Raw genomic sequence first — 25604 nt, 5'->3', positions numbered from 1 at the left:
AGCGGTTTATCTGAATATTTCTGTTTATAGATGTGTTTAAGGAGGGATGATGTTTTTTTTGGGTCTGACGATTTATGCTGTTGGTGGCGCCTCTCTATATTTTTTTGTCGATAATTTAGCAGGCTTAGGCAGTGGGGTTAGCCATATATATTCTTATTTTTTTCTTGTTTTGGATGCTCGAATTTCCACCTATAGTATCATGGGTTTTTTTTGGTCGACGTTTTGTCATGCAGTTTGGATTATATTATTCTCGGAAAAAACTGAAGGTTGGGTAAGCGAAGTTAGGCTGTCGAATGTTATGTATTTATTTGTTAGAGTGCTCGTCTTTTTGTTTTTTAGCTTTGTAATTCTCGGCGTGGTTGGGATCGGAGTGGCAAAAAAACCATTTTCCGATTTCCATCAGTTTTTTTCTATATTGGTGCCTTGTTTACTGTTGGGCGGATGGGTTTGGTCTGTCCGAGATTTTTTGATTGCAGCATTTAACTACGGAAAAGGAAACGTTGTATGAATGTGCCAACATCGGTTTTAAAGAAAGCTGGTCTCGGAACTTATCTATATGAAAAAATTGACAATGCAATAAAGTGGTATGGTATTGCTAAAGATGCTATTGATCCTGCTACTAGAGAAAACGCTTATTATAAAGTGGCAGAAGAGCTTTCAAAGGCTGCAGGCGTGGGTGCTGCAACTTTTTTATTTGAAAAGGCTACTGAGAGAACTGGCTTGGATCGAGTGTTTGACTCAATGCAAAATAACCAGACGCTTCAGGAATATCTCAAACGCCAAGGTTTTAAAACCGAGCTGATGAAATTTGGTTTTGCTAAGATGCTTGAAGGAGGTATTGATTGGTCAGCAGGGGAGATATCAAAGAGAGGTTGGCTGGATCCGATATTTGACGCGGTAAACGGAAAGTTTTCGTCTGCCCGAAACTTTGTGCCACGTGGAGATCCTCTCGCCCTGGATCTTGATAATGATGGGATAGAAACAGTTGGTGTTGCAGCAGGCGTGAAGTTTGATTTTAACGGTGACGGGGTAAAAACTGGTACTGGCTGGGTAGGTAAGGATGATGGCTTTTTAGTGCTGGATAAAAATGAAGATGGTCTGATCGGCAGCGGCGCAGAGCTATTTGGCGTAGATACAATAAAAGCGGACGGAACCAAGGCTGTAAATGGTTTTGACGCGCTTTCAGATTTGGATTCAAATAAAGACGGTGTTTTCGATAGAAGAGATACTCTTTTTGATAGTGTTAAGGTGTGGCAGGATTTTAATCAAGACGGTATTTCTCAGGTAAATGAGCTTAAAGGCCTTAAGGACCTAAATGTTAAGTCTATAAGTTTGAATGCAAGCGCCTCTAATGAGATGCAAAACGGTAACGTAATTTCAGCTATCGGAAAGTTTACTTATGAAGATGGTCATGTTGGTCAGTTAAATGGTAACCAAAGCTCGGCGGCAAATTTGGATCTGGTTTCAAATCCATTTTACAGTGAGTTTGCAGATATCTACGTTAGCGATTCTGCTGCGCAATTAGTAAATATGTCAGGTTCAGGTGCAGTTAGGGACTTGGCAGCTGCTGCAACTATGAGTCAGGAACTTTACCAGTTACTTGAGACGTACTCAAAGGCAAACACGCGGGCGCAGCAGTTGTCCATGTTGGATGATCTTTTAAATGTTTGGAGTTCGACGTCAAGCTTTGATACGTTCAAAGAACGTATTGGAGATCTGGTTGTAGGTAATAATAGCTTTAAATTTGAGTACTCATGGGATGTTAAAGAGGGTGTCGTCGCTTCGGAAAATGGTGGTGGCGAAGGAGGAAGCGGCGGCTCAAGAGATTCAACTCCTACTTCTGAACAGCTGGAGCAGATGAGGATTTTGGAGCGTATCTCCATATTGGAGATTTTCAATGGTCAGGTTTTTTTTGATTTTTCTTCATCTACGGACGCGTCGAAAAACTCTTCGGTTAGCTTAATAGTAGGTAGCATTAATACTTCTAAGTCACTAGGGTTGTTGCTTGGCGGTCAAGTTATAACTTTGACTGAAAAAGACTTTATATTAAACTCTACTCAGGTTGCGCTTCTGAATGAATCATATGCTGAGCTTCTTGATTCGGTCTATCAAGGGTTGTTGTTGCAGACGCGGCTAAAATCCTACTACGATGCTGTGGTTCTGTCTGAAGACTTGGAGTATTTAGATTATAGTAAGGTTTTTGAGCTGATCGATAGTAGGTTTTTGTTTTCTAAGGTTGACGCTTTAGTTGATTTGGTTGAGCTTATGGGTACATCGTTGGGGCGCGAGATACCCACCGAGTTAGCGGCTGAGTTTAATTCATATTATGAGTCTCTCACACAGTCTGAGCAAAAGCTTCTTAAGCTGGAGCTGTCGGGTCTGTTTATAGGTTCTAGCAGTAACGATACATTGCAGGTCCAGTTGGAAAAAGCCTATATTTTTGGTCAGGCGGGTAATGACTATCTTTATGGGGGGGAACGCAATGATGTATTAAATGGCGGTGAAGGCACTGACTACCTGAGTGGTGCTGGCGGTAATGATGTACTCATAGGTGAAATTGGTAATGACACTATTTCTGGTGGTTTAGGTGATGACTTCATTGAGGGCGGGCAGGGTAATGATCAACTTGATGGAGGGGCTGGTTCTGACAGTTATCGTTTTAGCCGTGGCTGGGGTCAGGACTCGATAAATAATTATGACTCAAGCGCGGGAAAGCTCGATATTATTGAGTTTGCTGCAGATATTCTTCCTATAGATATAGTTGTTACTCGCGCATATGCCGATTTAGTTCTGTCGCTAAAGAGCTCATCTGACAAGATTACTATTTATGGGTATTTTCAGAACGACGGCATTACCCCATATATATTGGAGCAAATCCGCTTTGCTGATGGCACCACTTGGACCCTAGACCAAATCAAAACCATGGCTGTTGTCACCACAGATGGCAATGACAATGTCTGGGGCTACGCCACCGACGACATCCTGAATGGCGGTCTGGGCGATGACAGTCTTTATGGCCAAGCTGGCAATGACATCCTTGTGGGCGGAGCCGGCGCTGATAGCCTCTCGGGTGAAAGTGGTGACGACACTCTGCTCGGCGATGCCGGAAATGACTACCTGTATGGTGGCGCAGGCACCGACCAACTAGCCGGTGGCGACGGTTCGGATTACCTAATGGGTGGCGAGGGTAATGACACACTGCTAGGCGATGCAGGCAACGACACTCTGTACGGCGATTCAGGTAACGATCAACTGGATGGCGGTACCGGAAACGATTACCTCACGGGTGGCGATGGCTCTGACGTCTATCACTTCAGTCGTGGTTGGGGCCAGGACTCGATCAATAACTATGACTCAAGTGCAGGCAAATCGGATTCGATCGAATTTGCAGCAGACATCCTTCCAGCCGATGTCATCGTCACCCGTTCGTACACTGACCTGATCCTGTCGCTGAAAAACTCTGCTGATCGAATCACGATTTCTGGCTATTTCCAGAATGATGGTGTTACCCCTTATGCGTTGGAGCAGATCCGATTTGCTGATGGCACCACTTGGGCTCTCGACCAAATCAAAACCATGGCTGTTGTCACCACAGATGGCAATGACAATGTTTGGGGTTACGCCACCAACGACGCTCTGAGCGGCGGTTCAGGCGATGACAGTCTTAATGGTCAGGGGGGTAACGATACTCTTGAGGGCGGAGTCGGTGATGACAGTCTCTCGGGTGAAAGTGGTGACGACACTCTGCTCGGCGATGCCGGAAATGACTACCTTTACGGCGGTTCCGGCATCGATCAGTTGTCAGGTGCTGAGGGCGCGGACTATCTGGCTGGCGGTGAGGGCAATGACACCCTGGCAGGCGATGCAGGCAACGACACTCTGTACGGCGATTCAGGTAACGATCTGCTGGACGGTGGTACTGGCAATGACTACCTGACGGGTGGCGATGGCTCTGACGTCTATCGCTTCAGTCGTGGCTGGGGTCAGGACTCGATCAATAACTATGACACCAGTGCCGGAAAGGTAGACGCTATCGAGTTCGCGGCGGATATTCTTCCGGCCGATATCATTGTTACCCGTTCGAACTCTGAACTGATCCTGTCGCTTAAAAATTCGACTGACAAAATCACTATTGCTGGCTATTTCCAGAATGACGGCATTACTCCTTATGCTCTGGATCAGATCCGATTTGCTGACGGCTCCATCTGGGGGCTTGATCAGATCAAGACATCCTCCGTTATTACCACAGAGGGTAATGACAATATCTGGGGTTACGCCACCGACGACTCTCTAAACGGCGGTTCAGGCGATGACAGTTTGTATGGTCAGGCGGGCAACGACGTTCTTGTGGGTGGGGCCGGAGCTGATAGCCTTTCGGGTGAAAGTGGTGACGACACTCTGCTCGGCGATGCCGGAAATGACTACCTTTACGGCGGTTCCGGCATCGATCAGTTGTCTGGCGGGGAGGGCGCGGACTACCTGACGGGTGGAGAAGGCAATGACAGACTGCTAGGTGATGCAGGCAACGATACTCTGTACGGTGATTCAGGTAACGATCAACTGGATGGCGGTACTGGCAACGACTACCTCACGGGTGGCGAGGGTTCTGACATCTATCGCTTCAGTCGAGGGTGGGGTCAGGACTCGATCAATAACTACGATTCGAGCGCTGGAAAGACAGACGCTATAGAGTTCGCGACGGATATTCTTCCGGCCGATATCACTGTCACCCGCTCATACAATGATCTGGTCTTGTCACTTAAAAACTCCACGGACAAGGTAACGATTTCCGGCTATTTCCAGAATGACGGCGACACCCCCTATACCGTAGAGCAGATTCGATTCGCTGACGGTACTCAGTGGAACGTTGAACAAATCAAGAACATGGCGGCCTTTACCTTCACCGATGGTAATGATGCCCTTACCGGTTACGCGTCCGACGACCGTATTGTTGGTGGTATGGGGGATGACGTCCTCAATGGCCTTGCCGGCAACGACGTTCTGAATGGCGATGAAGGCAACGACAACTTGTACGGTGGCACTGGCCAGGACACATTGAGCGGTGGTTCCGGCTCAGACTACTTGTATGGCGAGGAAGGGAACGACGTGCTGGCTGGCAACGCCGGTAGCGATACTCTCTATGGTGGTGATGGTAACGACATTCTGGATGGCGGCACCGGCAACGATACGCTCGATGGTGGTCGTGGCTCTGATACTTACCGCTTTGCAAAAGGGTATGGTCAGGACAGCATCAACAACAGCTCTTACGGAGAAACAGCTGCCGATAAGGTTGATGTCATTCAGATGGATGGCTTGAATCCGGCCGACCTGCGCTTTTCTCGGTCGGGTGACGATCTTGTCATTCAGATCAAGGCAACAGGTGACACCCTTACTGTGCGTTCGCATTTCAGCCAGGATGGCGTCACCGCCTACGCGATTGATCAACTGAAATTCGCCGACGGCTCCGTATGGGATGGCGCACAGGTCAAAGCTGCCGTTGTTCTGCCATCGGAAGGGGCCGACACTCTCACTGGTTATGCCACGGCAGATAGCCTGTCTGGCCTGGATGGAAACGATTCGCTCAGTGGCCATGCAGGCGATGATGTGCTCGACGGCGGCAATGGTGCGGACACGTTATACGGTGAGGAGGGCAATGACACTTTGCTGGGGCGCGCAGGCAATGACTCGCTCAGTGGTGGCTATGGCGATGACGTGCTGGATGGTGGTTCGGGCAACGATAGCCTTGATGGTGGTTATGGTTCTGACACCTACGTTTTTCGTAAGGGCTCTGGCCAGGACACCATCAGCAACGGTGTCTATAGCGAGGGTACGGTTGGCAAGCAAGATGTCATTCGCCTTGAAGGGCTTACCCTTAGCGACATCAGCCTGCGTCGGGAATACAGTGATCTGATTATCCAGATCAAGGAAACCGGCGATACCCTGCGTGTTTCCTCGCACTTCTCTCCTTCCAGCACCTACTACAACTACGCCATTGATCAACTGCAGTTTGCTGACGGCACAGTCTGGGGTGTGGATCAAATCAAGGAGTCGTTGCTGACAGGTGGCGAGTTCAACGACACGCTTACCGGTTATGACACCGACGATGTCCTTGAAGGTTTGGCCGGCAATGACACGCTTTCTGGCGGTCTTGGCAACGATACTCTTCGCGGAGGCACGGGCCGCGACACTTTATATGGCGATGATGGTGCCGATATGCTGCTCGGGGGGGCCGACAACGACAGCCTGTCGGGTGGTAACGGTGATGATGTCCTGGATGGCGGTACCGGAAACGACACGCTGGAGGGCGGCAAGGGGTCGGACACCTATATCTTTGCTAAAGGCTCTGGCTCCGACGCAATCGATAACTCCAGTTACAACGATACAACCGCCAACAAACTAGACATTGTACGTCTCGATGGCCTGAACGGTGATGACGTCAGTCTGCGCCGGGAGTCCGACGACCTGATTGTGCAGATTCGTCAGACCGGCGAGTCTCTGAGAATCCGTTCGCATTTCACCTCTGAATCCGGCAGTTGGAGTTATGCCATCGATCAGTTGAAGTTTGCCGATGGCACTGTCTGGGATCGCGCAAGCATCACTGCTGCGCTTCTTGATGGTACCGACGGCAACGACACTATCACGGGCTACGACACTGCCGACACGCTCTTGGGGCTGGCGGGCAATGACACACTTAACGGCCGCAATGGCAATGATCTGCTTGATGGTGGCGACGGCAAGGACAGTCTCAACGGAGAGGCTGGCGATGATTCGCTTTTGGGGGGCGCGGGCAATGACACCCTCTCCGGTGGCGAAGGTAACGACACTCTCGACGGTGGCACCGGTAACGATTCGCTTGAGGGTGGTAAAGGCTCAGATACTTATATCTTCCGCAAGGGCTCGGGGCAGGACATCGTCTACAACTATGCTTACAACGAAAGTACTCCGAACAAGCTTGATGTGGTGCGCCTGGAAGGTTTGACCGCTGAAGAAGTCAGTATCCGTCGCGAGTCCGATGACCTTGTCATTCAGATTCGTCAGACGGGCGAAGCCCTACGGGTCAGCTCACATTTTGCAGTTGATCAAACGTATGGTTATGCAATCAATCAGTTGCAGTTTGCTGACGGTACTGTCTGGGACCGGGCCAAAATCACTTCGGCGCTTTTGATAGGCACTGAAGGCAGCGACAGTATTATCGGTTATGCCACTGCCGATGAGCTGGCAGGGCTTGAGGGTGACGATGTACTCAATGGTCGTGCTGGCGATGATCTTCTCAGTGGTGGTGAAGGCCGCGATACGCTCAACGGTGAGGACGGTGATGACGCCCTGCTCGGTGGTCTCGGCAACGATACCCTGAACGGTGGCGCGGGCAACGATACCCTTGATGGCGGTGCTGGTAATGATTCGTTGGAGGGTGGCAAGGGCTCGGATACTTATATTTACCGAAAGGGTTCTGGGCAGGACACCATCAGCAACTACTCCTATAACGACCTCACAGCCAACAAGCTGGACGTCGTTCGTCTGGAGGGACTGAATACCAGCGATGTGAGTATTCGTCGTGAATCCGATGACTTGCTTATTCAGATTCGTCAGACGGGCGAGACGCTGCGTATCAGTTCGCATTTTTCCGTGGATCAGTCCTACGGTTATGCAATCAACCAGCTGCAATTTGCCGATGGCACCCTTTGGGACGAGGCGCAGATTACGGCTGCCTTGTTGATCGGTACTGAAAGTGACGACAGCATCACGGGTTATGCCAGCGGCGATAAACTGTCAGGTCTGGTCGGTAATGACATTCTCAGCGGCCGCGGCGGCGATGACGTACTCGACGGGGGCGATGGCAAGGACACGCTCAATGGTGAGGACGGAAACGACACGCTGCTGGGCGGTGCAGGAAACGATTCGCTTAGTGGCGGCGCTGGCAACGATGTTCTTGATGGGGGTACCGGTAACGATACGCTCGATGGCGGAAAAGGCTCCGACACGTATGTGTTCGGCAAGGGCTATGGCCGAGATACCATCAGTAACTATGCCTACAACGACACCACTGTCGACAAACTCGATGTTATTCGGCTTGAGGGGCTGACCTCAGAGGATGTCAGTATTCGCCGTGAGTCTGATGACCTGGTTATTCAGATCAATCAGACGGGCGAAACAATAAGGGTCAATTCGCACTTCTACGCAGACCAGAGCTATGGATATGCGATCAATCAGTTGCAGTTCGCCAATGGCATCGTTTGGGACCAAGCGCAGATCACAGCGGCATTGCTGATAGGCGCAGAGAGCGACGACAGCATCACAGGCTACGCGAGCGATGACCGCTTGTCCGGCGGAGACGGTAATGACACCCTCGCTGGCCGAGCTGGCAACGACGTGCTTGAGGGTGGGCGGGGCAAGGACACTCTCAATGGGGAGGAAGGCAACGATACGCTGCTGGGCGGTGCAGGCAATGACACGCTGAATGGCGGTTATGGCAACGACACTCTGGACGGCGGCAGTGGCAACGACTCGCTGGATGGTGGATTCGGCTCAGACACTTACGTATTCCGCAGGGGCGCGGGCCAGGACACTATCAGCAATTATGCTTACAACGACACAACGCTCGATAAGCTGGATGTAATCCGCCTTGAAGGGCTGAACGCTTCGGATGTTCTGATACGGCGCGAGTCCGATGATCTGGTTATCCAGATCAAAGGCACAGACGAAACCCTTCGCGTCAGCTCGCACTTCTCAACCGCCGTTCTTTATGGCTATGGCATTGATCAGGTGCAGTTTGCAGATGGCTCGGTGCTGACCAGTGCGCAAATCAAGACAACTTTGCTGATCGGCACTGAAGTCGATGGAACGATAGTGGGCTATGACTCGGCGGACAGTCTGTCTGGACTGTCCGGGAATGACACGCTTTACGGTCGTCAAGGTGACGACTCACTTGATGGCGGTGATGGCAAGGACACTCTCTACGGAGAGGATGGTAAAGACGCACTGTCAGGCGGTGCAGGTAATGACACGCTGAGCGGCGGTTACGGCAATGACCTTCTCGATGGCGGTAGCGGCAATGACTCGCTGGACGGTGGCTATGGTTCCGACACCTATGTGTTCCGCAAAGGTTCGGGCCAGGACACCATCAACAACTACGCCTACAACGACACCACCGTCGATAAGCTGGACGTAATCCGTCTGGAGGGACTGAATGCTTCTGACGTAGTGATGCGTCGTGAGTCGGATGATCTGGTTATCCAGATCAAAGACAGTGGTGAAACCTTGCGCGTCAGCTCGCACTTCTATGCCAATGCAACCTATGGATATGGCATCGATCAGGTGCAGTTTGCGGATGGCTCGGTGCTGACCAGTGCGCAAATCAAGACAGCATTGCTGACCGGTACTGACATCGATGAAAGCGTAGTGGGCTACGACTCGGCTGACAGGCTTCTTGGATTGTCTGGCAACGACATGCTTTACGGTCGCCAAGGCGATGACGTTCTTGATGGTGGTGACGGCAAGGACACGCTTTACGGTGAGGAAGGCAACGATACGTTACTGGGCGGTTCAGGCAATGACACGCTGAGTGGCGGCTATGGTAACGATCTTCTGGATGGCGGCAGCGGCAATGATTCGCTGGACGGTGGTTTCGGCTCCGATACTTATGTGTTCCACAAGGGCTCCGGCCAGGACTCCATTAGCAACTACGCCTACAACGACACCACAGTCGATAAGCTGGATGTTATTCGTCTGGAAGGGCTGAATGTTTCGGATGTCGTGATGCGTCGTGAGTCGGATGATCTGGTTATCCAGATCAAAGACAGCGGCGAAACCCTGCGTGTCAGCTCGCACTTCTATGCCAACGCGACCTACGGCTATGGCATTGACCAAGTGCAGTTCGCGGATGGCTCGGTGCTGACCAATGCACAGATCAGGACGGCGCTGCTGACTGGCACCGAAGGTGATGAGTCCATTTCGGTTTACGACTCTGCCGATAATCTGTTGGGTCTGTCTGGCAACGATTTGCTCTACGGCCTGCAAGGTGACGATACCCTCAAAGGTGGCGATGGCCGAGACACCCTTAGTGGTGGCGACGGTAACGACACCCTTGATGGCGGAGCCGGTAACGATTCGCTGGACGGTGGCTATGGTTCCGACACTTATGTGTTCCGCAAAGGCTCGGGCCAGGACACCATCAACAACTACTCCTACAACGACACCACGGTTGGCAAGCTGGATGTGATTCGCCTGGAAGGCCTGAATGCGTCTGATGTGGCGATGCGCCGCGAGTCCGATGACCTGATTATCCAGATCAAGGATAGTGGCGAAACCTTGCGTGTCAGCTCGCACTTCTATCCCTATGCCAACTATGGCTATGGCATTGATCAGGTGCAGTTTGCAGACGGTTCGGTGCTGACCAATGCGCAGATCAGGTCAGCAATGCTGTCGGGCTCTGAAGGTGATGACACTGTTTCGGGTTACGACTCGGCTGACAGTCTGTTCGGGAAGTCTGGTAACGACGTGCTTAGTGGTCGCCAGGGAGATGACATTCTCGACGGCGGCGACGGCAAGGATACGCTCTATGGTGAGGATGGCGACGACACGCTGTTGGGCGGCGCAAGCAGTGACACGTTAAGTGGCGGCTACGGAAATGACCTACTTGATGGTGGCAGCGGCAATGATTCGCTGGACGGTGGTTTCGGCTCCGACACCTATGTGTTCCGCAAAGGTTCTGGCCAAGACACCATCAGCAATTACGCCTATAACGACGCCACGGTCGGCAAGCTGGATGTCATTCGTCTGGAGGGGCTGAATGTTTCTGACGTAGTGATACGTCGTGAGTCGGATGATCTGGTTATCCAGATCAAGGACAGCGGCGAAACCCTGCGTGTCAGCTCGCACTTTTATGCCAGCGCGATCTACGGTTATGGCATTGATCAGATACAGTTTGCGGATGGGGTGGTTTGGAGCAAGGACGATATCAGCACCAACCTCTCCACAGTTGTGCCGGTCAGTTCCTTGACCGTTACAGGTACAGAGGCAAATGAAACACTGACGGGTGGTGCGGGGAACGACACTCTTTACGGTAATGGTGGCGATGACGTATTGGAGGGAGGTGCGGGTAATGATCGTCTGGATGGCGGTTATGGCAATGACACCTATGTCTTTGGGAAAGGTTCGGGCCAGGATACTGTTTTGGCCTATGACCCTGTCTCGACCAGAGTTGACGTCGTCAAGCTGACAGGGCTGAACAGCAGTGATGTGGTGATCACCCGGGAAAGTAGCGATCTTTTAATCAGAGTTAAAGGAGCGACCGACACTCTTCGAGTCAGTAATCACTTTATCAACGACTCTACTTACGGCTACCAGATCAATCAGATTCAGTTTGCCGACGGCGACGTATTGAGTCTTGCAGCGATAAACGCCCTTGTACTGCAATCCAGTAACGCTGATGAAACATTAACCGGTTTTGCCAGCGACGATGTGATCGATGGGTCCGGTGGAGACGATACGCTCAACGGTGCTGCCGGAAATGACAGTCTGTCTGGCGGCACGGGCTCCGATACGTTGAATGGCGAAGACGGTAATGATTTGCTTCAAGGCGGATCAGGGAACGATGTTCTCAACGGTGGTGCCGGGAACGACGTACTGGATGGTGGGGCTGGTAACGATCGTCTGGATGGCGGCGCTGGAGACGATATTTATCTCTTTGGCAAAGGGTCAGGTCAGGACGTTATTTACTACGCCAATGAAGCTCGAACAGGCAAGGTGGACACGATCCAACTGGTCGGCCTCAATGCAGGAGATATAAGCATTTCGCGAGCTGGCTATGATTTGGTTCTCCGGGTCAACGGCACTACCGACAACCTGAGAGTGGTGTATCACTTCCTGAGCGACGCGACATCGGGGTATCAGATTGACCGCATCCAGTTCGCCGATGGAAACATCTGGGGGCAGGAAACCATCAAGTCTCTCGCACTGCAAGGCACTGATGCTGATCAATATCTCGAAGGTTACGGCACTGATGATCTGATCGAGGCCGGTGCCGGAGACGATACTGTTTACGGTGCTGCTGGCAACGATAAGCTTTTTGGTAAGTCAGGGGATGATGCCGTCAATGGCGATGACGGCGACGATCTTGTGCAAGGCGGATCGGGCAATGACACCCTTAACGGTGGCGCGGGCAACGATGTGCTTGATGGAGGAGCAGGTAACGACATCCTGAACGGTGGTGCAGGCAATGATTTGCTAGACGGTGGTGCTGGTAACGACCGTCTGGATGGTGGTGCGGGTGACGATACTTACCTGTTCGGCAAAGGATCAGGCCAGGACACCATCTACTATGCCAATGAAACCCGCGCAGGCAAGGTTGATACGATCCAGCTTGTTGGCTTGGGCGCAGCAGATATAAGTGTTTCACGAGATGGCAGTGATCTGGTTATTCGGGTCAACGGTACTACCGACAGTTTGCGCGTGGTTTATCACTTTGCAGGTGATGCAACATCGGGCTATCAGATTGACCGCATCCAGTTCGCAGATGGCAGCGCCTGGGATCAGGAAGCGATCAAGTCTCAAGTATTGCAAGGCAGTGACGCCGACCAGTACCTGGCGGGCTATGGTACTGACGATCTAATCGACGGCGGTGCCGGGGACGACACAATCGTCGGTGCCGCTGGCAACGATAAACTCGTCGGTGGGTCAGGTGCCGATACCTTGAATGGCGATGATGGTAACGATCTGCTGCAAGGCGGATCGGGTAATGACACCCTCACCGGCGGTTCGGGTGATGACGTGCTTGATGGTGGTGCCGGTAATGATCGTCTTGATGGCGGAGCCGGTGACGATACCTATCTGTTCGGTAAAGGATCTGGGCAAGACACCCTTTACTACGTCAATGAAACCCGTGCAGGCAAGGTCGATACGATTCAGTTGGTCGGTCTCGGCGTTTCGGACGTCAGTGTTTCGCGAGATGGCTATGACCTGGTGGTTCGGGTCAATGGCACGACCGATACCCTGCGGGTCATGTATCACTTCATGGGCGATGCCACTTCCGGTTATCAGATTGATCGCATCCAGTTTGCCGATGGCAACATTTGGGGGCAGGACACAATCAAGATCCAAGCCTTGCTGGGCAATGACGCGGACCAATATCTGGCAGGTTACGCTACCGATGACTCGATCGATGCGGGTGGCGGGGACGACACAATAAACGGCGCTGCTGGCAATGACACCCTGATGGGTGGCTCCGGAGCCGATACGTTGAGTGGTGAAGAGGGTAACGATCTGCTGCAAGGCGGGTCGGGCAACGACATCCTCAACGGCGGTGCTGGCAACGATGTGCTCGATGGCGGTGCCGGGAACGACCGTATGGATGGCGGAGCCGGCGACGATACCTACCTGTTCGGCAAAGGCTCGGGCCAGGACACTATTTACTACGCGAACGAAAACCGTGCGGGCAAGGTTGATCAGGTCAAGCTCAATGGTCTCAATGCTACCGATGTCAGTGTGATGCGTGACGGCTATGACCTCGTAATCCGTATCAACGGCACGACCGATACACTACGTGTGATGTATCACTTCATGAGTGACGCCACCGCCGGCTATCAGATCGACCGTATCGAATTTGCCGATGGCAGCAATTGGAATCAGTCGGCCATCAAGGCGCAAGTGCTCACAAGCAGTGATGCTGCTCAGGTTCTGACGGGTTTCGCCAGCGACGATCTGATCGATGGTGGCGCCGATGACGATACGTTGTATGGCGCCGCCGGGCAGGACCGGTTGTTGGGTGGCGACGGTGCCGACTCGCTCAATGGCGATGAAGGTGACGATTACCTCAATGGCGGCGCTGGAAATGACAGCCTCGCAGGCGGCAGCGGTAATGACGTACTTGATGGCGGTACCGGCAATGATCGTCTCGATGGCGGTGCGGGTGACGATACCTACCTGTTCGGTAAGGGCTCGGGCCAGGACACCATCTACTACGCCAACGAAAGTCGTGCAGGCAAGGTTGATCAAGTCAAGCTGGTTGATCTCAATGCTGCTGATGTAAGTGTTGCTCGTGACGGCTATGACCTGGTCATCCGTATTCTCGGCACGACCGATACTCTGCGAGTTGTTTATCACTTTATGGGCGATGCAACAGCTGGCTATCAGATAGACAGAATTGCGTTCGCGGACGGCAGCTTCTGGGATCAGACCGCAATCAAGGCGCAGGTGTTGCAAGGTACTGAGGCTGACGAAACGCTATCGGGCACCGGTAGTGATGACGTCATCGATGCGGCAGCGGGCGACGATTCGGTCAATGGGGGAAGTGGCAACGATACTCTCTCCGGTGGCAGCGGTGCCGACACGTTGAATGGCGAGGATGGTAACGACGTGTTGAATGGGGGCGACGGTAAGGACTCTCTCTACGGCGGTAACGGTAACGACCAACTGGACGGCGGTGCTGGTAATGACATGCTGGACGGCGGCAACGGTGACGATACTTACCTGTTCGGTAAAGGATCGGGCCAGGACAGTATTTACTACGCCTATGAAGGTCGTGCGGACAAGCTCGATACGGTGAAGCTGATCGACTTGAATGCTGCGGACGTAAGTGTGCGCCGTGACGGTAATGATTTGCTCATTCGTGTGCTGGGTACCACCGATAGCCTGCGAGTTGTAGCTCACTTCACCAATGATGCGACTTATGGTTACCAGATTGATCGAATCCAGTTTGCCGACGGCAGTAGCTGGAATCAGGCGTCGATCAAATCTGCGGTTCTACAGGGAACGGATGCCGACGAGACGTTGGCAGGTACGGCCATCAGCGACAGTATTGACGCAGGTGCGGGAGACGATACCGTTAATGGTGGTAGTGGCGACGATACGTTGTCAGGCAGCAAAGGTGCAGACACTCTCAATGGCGAGGCCGGTGACGATCTGTTGCTGGGTGGTGTGGGCAATGACACCCTGAACGGTGGCCTCGGTAACGACATCCTTGATGGCGGTGCCGGTAACGACCGTCTTGATGGCGGTGATGGTGATGACACCTATCTCTTTGCCAGAGGCGCTGGTCAGGATACGGTCTACTACGCCTACGAAGGCCGTATCGGTAAGCTCGATACCGTAAAGCTTACTGACCTTAATGCAGTAGACGTCAGTGTGCGTCGCGACGGAAGTGACCTACTCATTCTAGTATTAGGTAGCACTGACAGCCTTCGTGTGATGAGCCACTTCACCAATGATGCGACTTATGGCTATCAGATTGATCGCATTCAGTTCGCCGATGGGAGTTTCTGGGATCAGTCTGCCATCAAGAACCATGTTCTGCAAGGTAGCGACGCGGACGAAACATTATCGGGTACCAGCGGCAACGATGTTATCGATGCGGGAGCAGGTGATGACGTCATCAATGGCGCTGCCGGTAATGACACTCTGACAGGCAATGCCGGAGCCGATACGTTGAACGGTGGCGAGGGCAATGACGTGTTGCTCGGCGGCGCAGGGAATGACAGCCTCAACGGTGGTGTGGGTAACGACTCCCTGGACGGCGGCGCTGGCAACGATCAACTGGACGGTGGCGAGGGTGACGACACTTATCTGTTCGGTAAGGGCGCTGGACAAGACACGATTTACTACGCCTATGAAAGTCGTGAAGGCAAGCTGGACACGATCAAACTTACCGATCTGAATGCTTCCGATGTCAGCGTACGCCGCGACGGTTATGATTTGATCATCCGTGTGTTGGGCAGTACTGACACCCTGCGAGTTGTTTACCACTTTCAGGGTGATGCTGCTGGAGGTTATCAGATCGACCGTCTCGTGTTCGCCGATGGCAGTTTCTGGGATCAGGCGCAAATCAAATCTCAGGTACTTCAGGGCTCGGACAGTGATGAAACGTTATCGGGTACCTCCAGCAATGATGTCATCAACGCAGGTGCTGGCGACGATACTGTGAACGGTGGCAGCGGCAACGATACCTTGTCTGGCGGTGCTGGCGCTGACGCGCTTAACGGCGATGGTGGTAACGATTTGCTGCAGGGTGGAACGGGCAATGACACCCTCTATGGCGGAGAGGGCAATGATGTTCTGGACGGTGGTGCCGGGAACGATCAACTGAACGGTGGTGACGGAGACGATATCTACCTGTTTGGCAAAGGCGCTGGCCAGGACACCATCTACTATGCCAATGAAGCCCGCGTCGGAAAGCTTGATACCGTCAAGTTTGCCGACCTGAATGTCAGTGATGTCAGCATCACTCGCGACAGCAGTGATCTGCTCATTCGTGTCAACGGTACAACAGACAGCCTGCGCGTGATGAATCACTTCGCTGAGGACGCAACAAGCGGGTATCAGATCGATCAGTTGCAGTTTGCTGATGGCACCCTCTGGAATCAGTCGAGCATCAAGTCACAAGTACTGCTTGGAAACTCATCTGACCAGACCCTCCGCGGTTACGCGAGTGACGATGTCATCAACGCTGGCGATGGCGATGACTCAATCTTCGGCGCTACTGGCAAGGACAGCCTCTATGGCGGCAAAGGCGTTGATATGCTGTATGGCGAAGAGGGCGACGACAGGTTGTATGGAGAAGCGGGTAACGACACACTTTATGGCGGGTCGGGTAATGATGTACTCAACGGCGGTACTGGCAACGATAGCCTTATCGGGGGCGATGGCAGTGACATCTACGAGATCAACATCGGTTCAGGGCGAGACGTTATCAACAACTACGACGTCAGCAGTGGCACCGACGTGCTGCAATTTGGTACTGATGTAAGCCTTGAAGACCTCTGGTTCCGTCGCAGCGGCAGCGACCTGGAAGTCAGTATCATCGACACCAACGATAAGGTGCTGGTGAGCAATTGGTACGCCGCCAATGACTATCAGGTGGATCAATTCAAAACTGCCGACGGCAAAACGCTGCTTGATAGCCAAGTACAAAGCCTGGTCGACAAAATGGCTTCATTTGGAGTGGATGCAGGGGCAGAGCGTAATCTGACTGCCGCACAGCAAACGCAGTTAGATACCGTGCTGGCTGCGAACTGGCAGTAAGGTAGGTGGAAAGAGGTGTATCGATTATCGATGCATCTCTTTTTCTAACTGATTTAGTGGTAGTCGTATTCAGATCGATCTTCTGGGTAATGAGAGTTGCGCAATGCGCTGACTTATTCTGTTTTTGGAAATCAAGGAGGGATTTATGCAAGCGGGAAACGTTAACGGATACGATGTTGTGTCTGAGGTCTGGTGTGACAAATGCGCAACAGAAGGCGCGCGTCGAGGGGGCTTTACGGTTACAGGTGCAGGTCCCGTGCCGGCTCAGCCCTGTCAACGATCAAGTTGTGGCGATCCACTGGCGGAACTGAACAAGGTCAAGAAAAAATAGTGTCTCTGGTGGTGGGGCATCACAGCCGCTTGGAATCAGGCGGCTGTGTGATCGCCTTTGTGAGTAATGCGGATCTCCGCCCCGGTCACTCCGGCGCCCGTTGGGCAGAATCAGAGTTGCCTTCGCATTGAGGGCTATCAATGCCCCCGATGCGGAGCCTCTAAATCACCCGAAAACATCTCATCCTCAGCATCCGGGCTTACCGGAATCGCATGCTCTTCAGAAGCCCACGCCCCAAGATCAATCAGTTTGCAGCGCTCTGAGCAAAACGGGCGACTCGGGCTGGCTGCGCTCCATTCCACTGGGGTGTCGCAGGTTGGGCATTGAACGGTCATTGGTTGGCTCATGATTGGCCTCCACGCAAAGTAAGGTAAAAGTGGTGCAGCCGCTCGACTTCGCTGTTCAGCCAGGCGTGATCGCGGTCGTTGACCAGCACATCGTCGGCATGGCGCAAACGGTCTTCACGCTGGATCTGCACTTTGAGAATGGCTTCGACCTGCTCCTGGCTGGAACTGTCGCGCAGCATCGTGCGCTCTATTTGCAGGTGTGCCGGAGTATCAATAACCAGCAGGCGCTGCACCATGCGGTATTGCCCGGATTCGATCAGCAGCGGCGAAACCAGAATGGCATATGGCGATTTGGCCTTGGCCAGATGGCTGACGATTTCCTGATTGATCAGCGGGTGCAGCAACGCTTCGAGCCAGCGTCGCTGCTCCGGGTTTTCGAAGATCAGCTTGCGCAGCGCGCCGCGATCCAGCGCGCCGCTGGCCTGCAATACGCCGTTGCCGAAATGTGTGGCGATCTGCTCCAGCGCCGGACGCCCGGGCTCGACCACCCAGCGGGCAGCGTGGTCGGCATCCACGGTGTCGATGCCCAGGTCGATAAAGCACTGTGCCGCTGCACTTTTACCGCTACCAATGCCGCCAGTCAGGCCAAGAATCCAGGGTTTTTGATCAGGGTGAGTCATCTGAAACCGGCAAACTGCATATAAGAGTCGGTTATTTGACCACCCCAGAGCAAAGCGATCCACCCCGCAATGGCCAGATAAGGACCAAAGGGGATCGGCGTACCACTTTCGACCCTGCGCACGCGCATCATGATCACCCCAAGCACCGCACCCACCAGTGACGACAGCAGAATGGTCAACGGCAGAATCTGCCAGCCACCCCACGCGCCAAGCATGGCCAGCAACTTGAAGTCGCCATAGCCCATGCCTTCCTTGCCCGTCACCAGCTTGAACAGCCAGAACACCGACCACAGCGTCAGATAACCGGCCGCTGCACCCCACAGCGCGTCGCTCAGCGAGGTGAACAGCCCAAAGGCGTTAACGATCAGGCCCAGCCAAAGCAGTGGCAGCACCAAAGAGTCAGGTAACAGCTGATGATCGGCATCGATCAGACTCATCGCCAGCAAACCCCAGCTCAACACCAGCATCGCAGCCGCCTGCCAGCCGAAGCCGAAATGCCAGGCGACGTAGGCCGACAACACTGCGCAGGTCAGTTCTACCAACGGGTAGCGCTTGCTGATGGAGGCTTTGCAGTGTGAGCATTTGCCCCGCAGCAACAGGTAGCTGATGACCGGCAAGTTTTCCCATGGGCGGATCTTGTGCGCGCAGTGCGGGCAACTGGAGTGGGGGAGTATCAGGTTGAAGACCGGTTGGTCCGGTTCGGCAGGGAGGCCGAGCATTTCCCGTGATTGCGCTTTCCAGTCGCGCTCCATCATTTTTGGGAGCCGGTAGACGACTACGTTGAGGAAGCTTCCGACGATCAGGCCAAGTAGGCAGCAGGTGATGACGAAGGCCAGGGGAGAGCTGGCCAGGAGGTCGAGGAGGGGCATTTCAGACGACGCTTCCAAGTTTGAAGATGGGGAGGTACATGGCGATAACCAGGCCGCCGACGATGACACCCAGTATCGCCATGATCATCGGTTCCATCAGGCTGGTCATATTGTCGACCATGTTGTCGACTTCTTCTTCATAGTAGGTCGCGACTTTATCGAGCATGGCATCAAGCGCACCGGACTCTTCGCCGATTGCTGTCATTTGTATCGCCAGACTTGGAAATACACCTGTTGAACGCATCGAGAAATTTAATTGCATACCCGTGGAAACATCCTGTTTGACCTGGTTGACTGCGTTCCTGAATACGACGTTACCGGTGGCGCCGGCGACCGAATCAAGTGCCTCCACCAGCGGGACACCTGCGGCAAAGGTTGTCGCAAGGGTCCGCGCATAGCGCGCGACGGACGACTTGAAAATCAGTGGTCCGATAATGGGGACTTTCAGAAGGAAGCGGTCGAGGCTGTCACGAAACTTTTGAGACTGTTTGTAAGCCCGCTTGAACATGAAAAAGCTGACAAAAAATAACGCAACTATTGCCAGCCACCACTGTTGAACGACTTCCGAAAGGGCAATGACCATCAGCGTGAATGCTGGTAATTCTGCGTTAAAACCAGCGAAAACAGACTGGAACTGCGGAACGACCTTAATCAGCAAAATGCCTGACACGATAAAAGCAACAATTAATACTGCGGTAGGATAAGTCATCGCCTTCTTGATTTTGGCCTTTAGCCTTTCCGTCTTTTCCTTGTAGCTCGCCACGCGGTCCAGCAGGCTTTCGAGCGCCCCCGCTTGCTCACCTGCATCGACTAGGTTGCAGAACAGGTCGTCGAAATATTCCGGTTTCTTTCGCAGAGCCGTCGCAAAGCTGTTCCCTGCTGAAACCTCCTGCTTTAGAGAGCCGACCAGCGCACGCATGTTCGGGTTTTCTGCACCCTCGGCAATGATGTCAAATGACTGCAGCAGTGGCACACCTGCCTTCATCATGGTAGCCATCTGCCGGGAAAAGAATGCGATGTCCAGCGGCTTGATCTTCTTACCTTTGCCAAAAATCGATACGGGCTTTTTACGTACCTTGGTGAAATTGATTCCTTGCTTGCGTAACTGAGCCTTCACGAGCGCGAGGTTGTGCCCGCTCACTTCTCCACTGAGTTTGCCGCCTTTCTTGTCCACACCTTCCCATGTGTAAGTACTGACTTTAACTGCCTTGCTGGCCATGCTTAATCCTTGGTCACGCGGTTAACTTCCTCAAGGCTGGTGATGCCTTGCATGGCCTTCGACAGGCCGGAGGTCCTCAAATCGTTGAAGCCGTCCTTTCGCATCTGCCTGGAAATCTCCAGCGAATTGCCTTCTTCCATGATGATGCGTTCCAGTTCAGGTGTTTTCTTGACTACTTCGTAGATCCCGACCCTGCCCCTGTAGCCGCCATTGCAATGCTCACAGCCAACAGGGCCGTAGATTTTGAACGTACCTATCTTTTCTTCCGGGAAGCCCTCTCGTATGAGTGTTTCACGAGGTATGTCGAGTTCTTTCTTGCAATGACTGCATAGCTTGCGTGCCAGCCGCTGGGCAATGATAAGGTTGATTGCCGTAGCGATGTTGAACGCTGCGACGCCCATATGGTGGAGGCGAGTCAGGGTTTCTGCAGCGCTGTTGGTGTGCAGGGTCGATAACACCATGTGACCGGTTTGCGAGGCTTTGATGGCAATTTCGGCCGTTTCCAGGTCTCGAATTTCTCCAACCATGATCACGTCGGGATCTTGACGCAGAAAGGCACGCAATGCCTGGGAAAAGTCCAGGCCCTGTCGCGGATTGACATTGACCTGGTTGATACCCTCCAGGTTGATCTCTACCGGGTCTTCAGCTGTGGAAATGTTGATGTCTACAGTATTGAGAATGTTCAGACCGGTGTATAGCGAAACGGTTTTGCCTGACCCGGTTGGGCCGGTGACAAGAATCATGCCTTGGGGCAGTTTCAAGGCCTCCATATAAAGCGCCTTTTGCTCCGGTTCGTAGCCCAGTGCATCAATACCTATCTGCGCGCTGGTCGGGTCGAGAATCCGCATCACGATCTTCTCGCCCCACAGTGTGGGCAGCGTGTTCATGCGGAAGTCGATCGCTTTGTTTTTTGACACTCGCAGCTTGACCCTGCCGTCCTGCGGTTTGCGCCGCTCAGAGATATCGAGACTGGCCATTACCTTAAGCCGTGCAGCAATCCGGTTGGCCAGATGGATCGGTGGCCTGGCCACTTCATGCAAAATGCCGTCGGTACGCAGGCGCACGCGAAAGATCTTTTCGTAGGGTTCAAAGTGCAGGTCGGACGAACCGAGCCGTATGGCGTCCATCAGCATCTTGTTGACGAAGCGCACGACCGGGGCATCATCGGCATCACTCTGATTTGCCAGCGACGTTTCCTTGTCACTCGCAGGCTCGATATCAAGGCCAAGGTCGATGTCTGCCAACTCGCCAAGGCCGCTTTCAGTGTCAAAAAAACGGTCTATGGCAACGGTCAGCTTGTCATCTTCAACCAGAATCGCTTCGGTATTCAGGCCGGTGCTGAACTGTATGTCTGTGACGGCCTGGTGGTTGGTCGGGTCCGAGATGCCTATAAACAGCTTGTTACCGCGTCGCCACAGCGGCAACGCATGATGCTGACGGACCAGCTTTTCACTGACCAGCCCCTTGGGCTGGCTTTCCTTGTCCAGACCGGCAAGGTCCATGAAGGGCACGCCAAACTGGTCAGAGGCCATTTCTGCAAGCGTCAGGCTTTTGACCAGTTTGTTCTGGACCAGATAGCTCACCAGTGAAACCTTGTCGCGGCGTGCCTGTTGGTAAGCCTGCTGCGCAGCGGTTTCAGTAAGTAGCTCGGCCAGGACCAATTGTTTGGCCAAACCGGTGAGGACAGCATCAGACATATAACCACCAGACACAGACAATGTGAGGGTTATAGCTTAGTCAGGCGATGCTGCCAATTGGCAGTGAGCCATATGACAAAAATTGTCAGTTTCTGCTGATTTCTGATGGCGCCCGATCGTAAGTGAAGCGAGTTGAACCGGTGGTTAGCGACTCACCCAATATTGGCACGGGCTATGCTTCTCCTTAGTCAAGGCACTACCTTATTGACGCCTGGAGAAGTACGCATGCAAACACAAAAAGGTTTTACGTTGATCGAGCTGATGATCGTTGTTGCGATCATCGGGATTTTGGCTGCGGTAGCCATTCCTTCCTATCAAAACTACACGTTGCGCGCGCAGGCCTCTGCTCTGCTCGCTGGCTTGGATTCCGCCAAGTTGGCGGTAGCAGAGAATTACTCCAATGGCTCGGCTGCCGCAGACGTATGCGGTACTATTGCAAACTGCACTGGGTCTGGTGTGCTTTCAGTTAGCCGAACTACTCCGGCTGTTACAGTTAGGCTCACACCAACCTTCCCCGCGGCAACAGTCGTTGGTGGTAGTGTGACTTGGCAATGCGTAGTCGTCCCGGTCTCTGCTGCACCTAGTGGCTGTACAGGGGCAGCTTCTTAATAACCAGTATGCTGCAATGAGAAAGGCGCTTGTGGCGCCTTTTTTGTAAAAAAAGTTTCAGTGGGATTTCATGATTTTCTTTCTTTGCTGTTGTGCTGTTTTGATAGTTAGTTCATGTTTTTATGGGTTTTCTGGACATGATTGTCAGAGGGTTTCACAGTTTTTTATTGGTTTTTCATCACTTTTTTTCTTGTTAAAATATTCGGCTAAACAGTTAAGTTTTTGCACTATGTCTTCCCAGGTAAAGTTACTTTTTTTTAGTGCTGTGGTGATGGGGTTCGTCTCCAGTCTCATGGCTCATCGTCCCCTTTGGGCGTTAACTGAACTGTCCGTCCTGCTGCTTTCTTGCGGTATCAGCTACGCATTCGCTTTGCAACGAAAGTTTTACGGTGTTCGGCTTGATCAACTATTTATGGGCTTCGTTGTTCTAATTTGCTTACTTAAAACAACCCAGTTTCTTGGGGCTGCCGCAGCAGCATTCCTAAGTCTAGCCCCTACCCTGGACACCGACCTCCTACTCGACGGTTTTTCCAACAAGCGCTTTTACGGCCAATTCCAGACCTTCACACTGCCCTTACTGGTGCTGCCACTACTACTGACCTCTACACGACGCTCGATCAAGGTCAGCCTGTTCTGCCTGACCAGCCTCTGGTGGATGATCGCGATCAGTGGCGGTACTCGCGGCACATGGCTGGGCATGGCGGCTGCGGTTGCCGTAACGTTTTGCCTCGGGCGTGCCGGACGCCGCTGGGCCGGGTGGCAACTGGGCGCGGCCTCGACAGGGCTCCTGCTGTTCAGTCTGCTATTCAGCGTTCTACCAGGCCTGCTGGGTATCGAAGTCAGCAATTTCGCAGGCGACCGCCTGACGACCTCGCTGTCCGCACGCGAAATTCTCTGGCAACAAGCATGGGAAATGATCAAACAGCGCCCGCTTCTTGGGTTTGGTCCCATGCATTTCGCTGATATATGGAATGCCGTGGCGGCGCACCCACATCAGGCCATTCTGCAATGGGCCTGTGAATGGGGAATCCCCTCGACGTTATGCGTGGCAGGCCTTGCGTTATATGGGTTGAGCACCACCGCGGTGCTATTGCACAAGCGTGCGCTGTCTCTTGAGCCTGTTGACCTGATGCGCTTGTGCCTGTTCGCCAGTCTTGTTGGTGCCCTGACCCAGTCGATGGTCGACGGCGTGATCGTCATGCCCTATTCGCAACTCTGGCTGGCGATCATTGTAGGCTGGCTGCTGGCGTTGCATGAATGGCAAACAGCCCCTCGTCCGGCCAGTGTTGCGCTCAGTCGTGCTTGGCTGCTTTGCCTGACGCTTGCGACAGGCATGATTTTCTACACCATTGTTCGCGACCTACCCGACATGGACACACGCAGACAGCAATTTAGTGAAGATTTCGGTGGGCGATACCTTCCTCGCTTCTGGATGCAGGGCGTTATTGCGCAACCTCCCGCAAGATGACTACGACACCTGTGCTAGCATTTTGTGTACGAGGCTCAATCCTGAGACGAGTGGGTAGAGACTAGTCTTGGTAAGCGGTAGATAAAGTATTTTCTTTCGGAGTATTCAATGGCTGCAAAGATGCCTTTACAGGGCACTGAAACTCCATCGAATTTCTCGGTATTTTCTCTGTTGAGGAAAGGCAGTCCTCTGATCGTTCAGTGGATGTCAACGATTTATGGCGCTGCGATGTCGCTTGGAATCTCGGTTCTCCTGGCGAGAAGCATGGGGCCGGACGCATTTGGCGCTTACACCTACATTTATGTTCTCGCCATGTTTCTGGCACTGATTCAGGACGCGGGACTTAAAACCCTTTTTCTACGTGAGCGAGCTTCTCCTACGGCAGCCCTGCAGGCGTTGAATCAAACGTTGCCGCGCCAGGCGTTATTGCATCTTGTGATCAGCAGCCTGGTGTTGATGCTGCTCGCCTGCCTGGCTTCCCGCTGGGTAGAGGGTGTGGCGCTGGCTGCGGCAGTGTTCTGCTTCGGCGCAATAACACTGGTTACATGGTTATCGTCCTGGCTCAAAGGCGCGGGAGAGTTTTCTAAGGACGCGTTTTTTCAGGTTTGTGCTCGGAGTCTGAGCGCGCTGATGATCCTGTCCAGCATAGCTATCTTCGGCCTTACACCCGTAGCGATTTTTTCTGCCTGGGGACTTGGCCTGCTGCTGACATTCGTCTGGTTTCGGCGAGATTTGCCTGTGCTGATCAAAGCGCCCTTGGTGTTGCCTGTATGGGCTTACCGCAGCGCGTTCGTCTTTCTGTTACTAGACCTGCTTACAACGATCTACCACCGCGTAGACATCGTCATTTTGCATAGCGTGCTGGGCTATGTCCCGCAGGTGGGTTCCTATGCCGTTGCTTGCCGTTTGATCGACGGTGTCATGCTCTTGGCAACTCCCGTAGCGTTAGTCATGTTCCGACGCATGCGGCATCTGGCGGAGACGCCCGGCGGTAGCGTTAATTTCAGTCGCAAGGCGATACTGATTGCTTTTGCGATTGGGGCATTGCTGGCGGGTGGGGGCTGGATGTCAGGCGGATGGGGGGTTGGCTTGCTTTTCGGTAGTGCTTACGTAGATGAAACGCAGCCGATCATGGGTTGGTTGTCGATTTCGTTGTTCTTCGCTCTCCCAAACTTTGTTCTTACGCAATGCGCAGTCGCAACTCATCGAGAGCGTTTTTTCTTGATCAGCGCTGCATTTTCGTTACTGGTAAACGTGTGCCTTAACGCCTGGCTTGTCCCGCTGTATGGAGCTCTGGGAGCGGCATGGGCAACCGTCTCCTCAGAGGCGATACTTACTCTCTGTCTGTTGTTAGGCGGTATGCTCGCGGCCAGTTCTGGTACTTCTGCCCGATAAGGCCCTTTTATTGGAGGCATTCCGCCGAGGGCCGGA

At 53.1% G+C, this 25604-nt stretch carries 10 protein-coding genes; 5 read left to right on the top strand and 5 right to left on the bottom strand.

Features of this window, described 5'->3' with window-relative positions:
* The first annotated feature begins 49 nt into the window (after positions 1 to 49).
* Complete coding sequence (locus QRN38_RS18270) at positions 50 to 508, top strand: hypothetical protein (protein WP_057418265.1); 459 nt, start codon at positions 50 to 52, stop codon at positions 506 to 508.
* Positions 505 to 17013, top strand: coding sequence for a calcium-binding protein (locus QRN38_RS18265; RefSeq protein ID WP_122223067.1), 16509 nt, complete (start codon positions 505 to 507; stop codon positions 17011 to 17013). Before QRN38_RS18270 ends, QRN38_RS18265 begins: the two co-directional genes overlap by 4 nt.
* A gap of 468 nt (positions 17014 to 17481) precedes the next feature.
* Here the strand turns inward: QRN38_RS18265 and yacG are convergent, their stop codons facing one another.
* Genes yacG through pilB form a run of 5 tightly spaced genes read right to left on the bottom strand, consistent with a single transcriptional unit; the run spans position 17482 to position 22096 of the window.
* On the bottom strand, positions 17482 to 17691 hold the full coding sequence (gene yacG / locus QRN38_RS18260) for a DNA gyrase inhibitor YacG (RefSeq protein WP_003381207.1): 210 nt from the start codon (positions 17689 to 17691) through the stop codon (positions 17482 to 17484).
* On the bottom strand, positions 17688 to 18311 hold the full coding sequence (gene coaE, locus QRN38_RS18255) for a dephospho-CoA kinase (RefSeq protein WP_057418267.1): 624 nt from the start codon (positions 18309 to 18311) through the stop codon (positions 17688 to 17690). The genes yacG and coaE overlap by 4 nt, the downstream gene beginning before the upstream one ends.
* Positions 18308 to 19180: a prepilin peptidase gene (locus QRN38_RS18250; RefSeq protein WP_057418268.1), complete on the bottom strand. Its 873-nt coding sequence runs from the start codon at positions 19178 to 19180 to the stop codon at positions 18308 to 18310. Before QRN38_RS18250 ends, coaE begins: the two co-directional genes overlap by 4 nt.
* A 1-nt stretch (position 19181) precedes the next feature.
* On the bottom strand, positions 19182 to 20399 hold the full coding sequence (locus tag QRN38_RS18245) for a type II secretion system F family protein (RefSeq protein WP_003381202.1): 1218 nt from the start codon (positions 20397 to 20399) through the stop codon (positions 19182 to 19184).
* Positions 20400 to 20401: 2 nt separating this feature from the next.
* Positions 20402 to 22096 (bottom strand): type IV-A pilus assembly ATPase PilB, encoded by a 1695-nt coding sequence (gene pilB / locus QRN38_RS18240; protein ID WP_057418269.1) that lies wholly within the window; start codon positions 22094 to 22096, stop codon positions 20402 to 20404.
* A 225-nt stretch (positions 22097 to 22321) separates the two neighbouring features.
* On the opposite strand from pilB, the gene QRN38_RS18235 reads away from it, so the two are divergent.
* From QRN38_RS18235 to QRN38_RS18225, 3 genes are all read left to right on the top strand, one after another.
* A complete protein-coding gene (locus tag QRN38_RS18235) occupies positions 22322 to 22705 on the top strand; it encodes a pilin (RefSeq protein ID WP_080395286.1) in 384 nt (127 codons plus the stop codon).
* Between the two features lie 229 nt (positions 22706 to 22934).
* Complete coding sequence (locus QRN38_RS18230; RefSeq protein WP_081025387.1) at positions 22935 to 24173, top strand: O-antigen ligase family protein; 1239 nt, start codon at positions 22935 to 22937, stop codon at positions 24171 to 24173.
* A gap of 108 nt (positions 24174 to 24281) precedes the next feature.
* Positions 24282 to 25568 (top strand): oligosaccharide flippase family protein, encoded by a 1287-nt coding sequence (locus QRN38_RS18225; RefSeq protein WP_057417282.1) that lies wholly within the window; start codon positions 24282 to 24284, stop codon positions 25566 to 25568.
* Positions 25569 to 25604: the final 36 nt, after the last annotated feature.

The organism is Pseudomonas sp. CFBP2511, assembly GCF_030209255.1.
GTDB lineage: Bacteria > Pseudomonadota > Gammaproteobacteria > Pseudomonadales > Pseudomonadaceae > Aquipseudomonas > Aquipseudomonas avellanae.
Note: the sequence above shows the minus strand (reverse complement) of the source record. Positions and strands in the feature narration are given on the sequence as shown.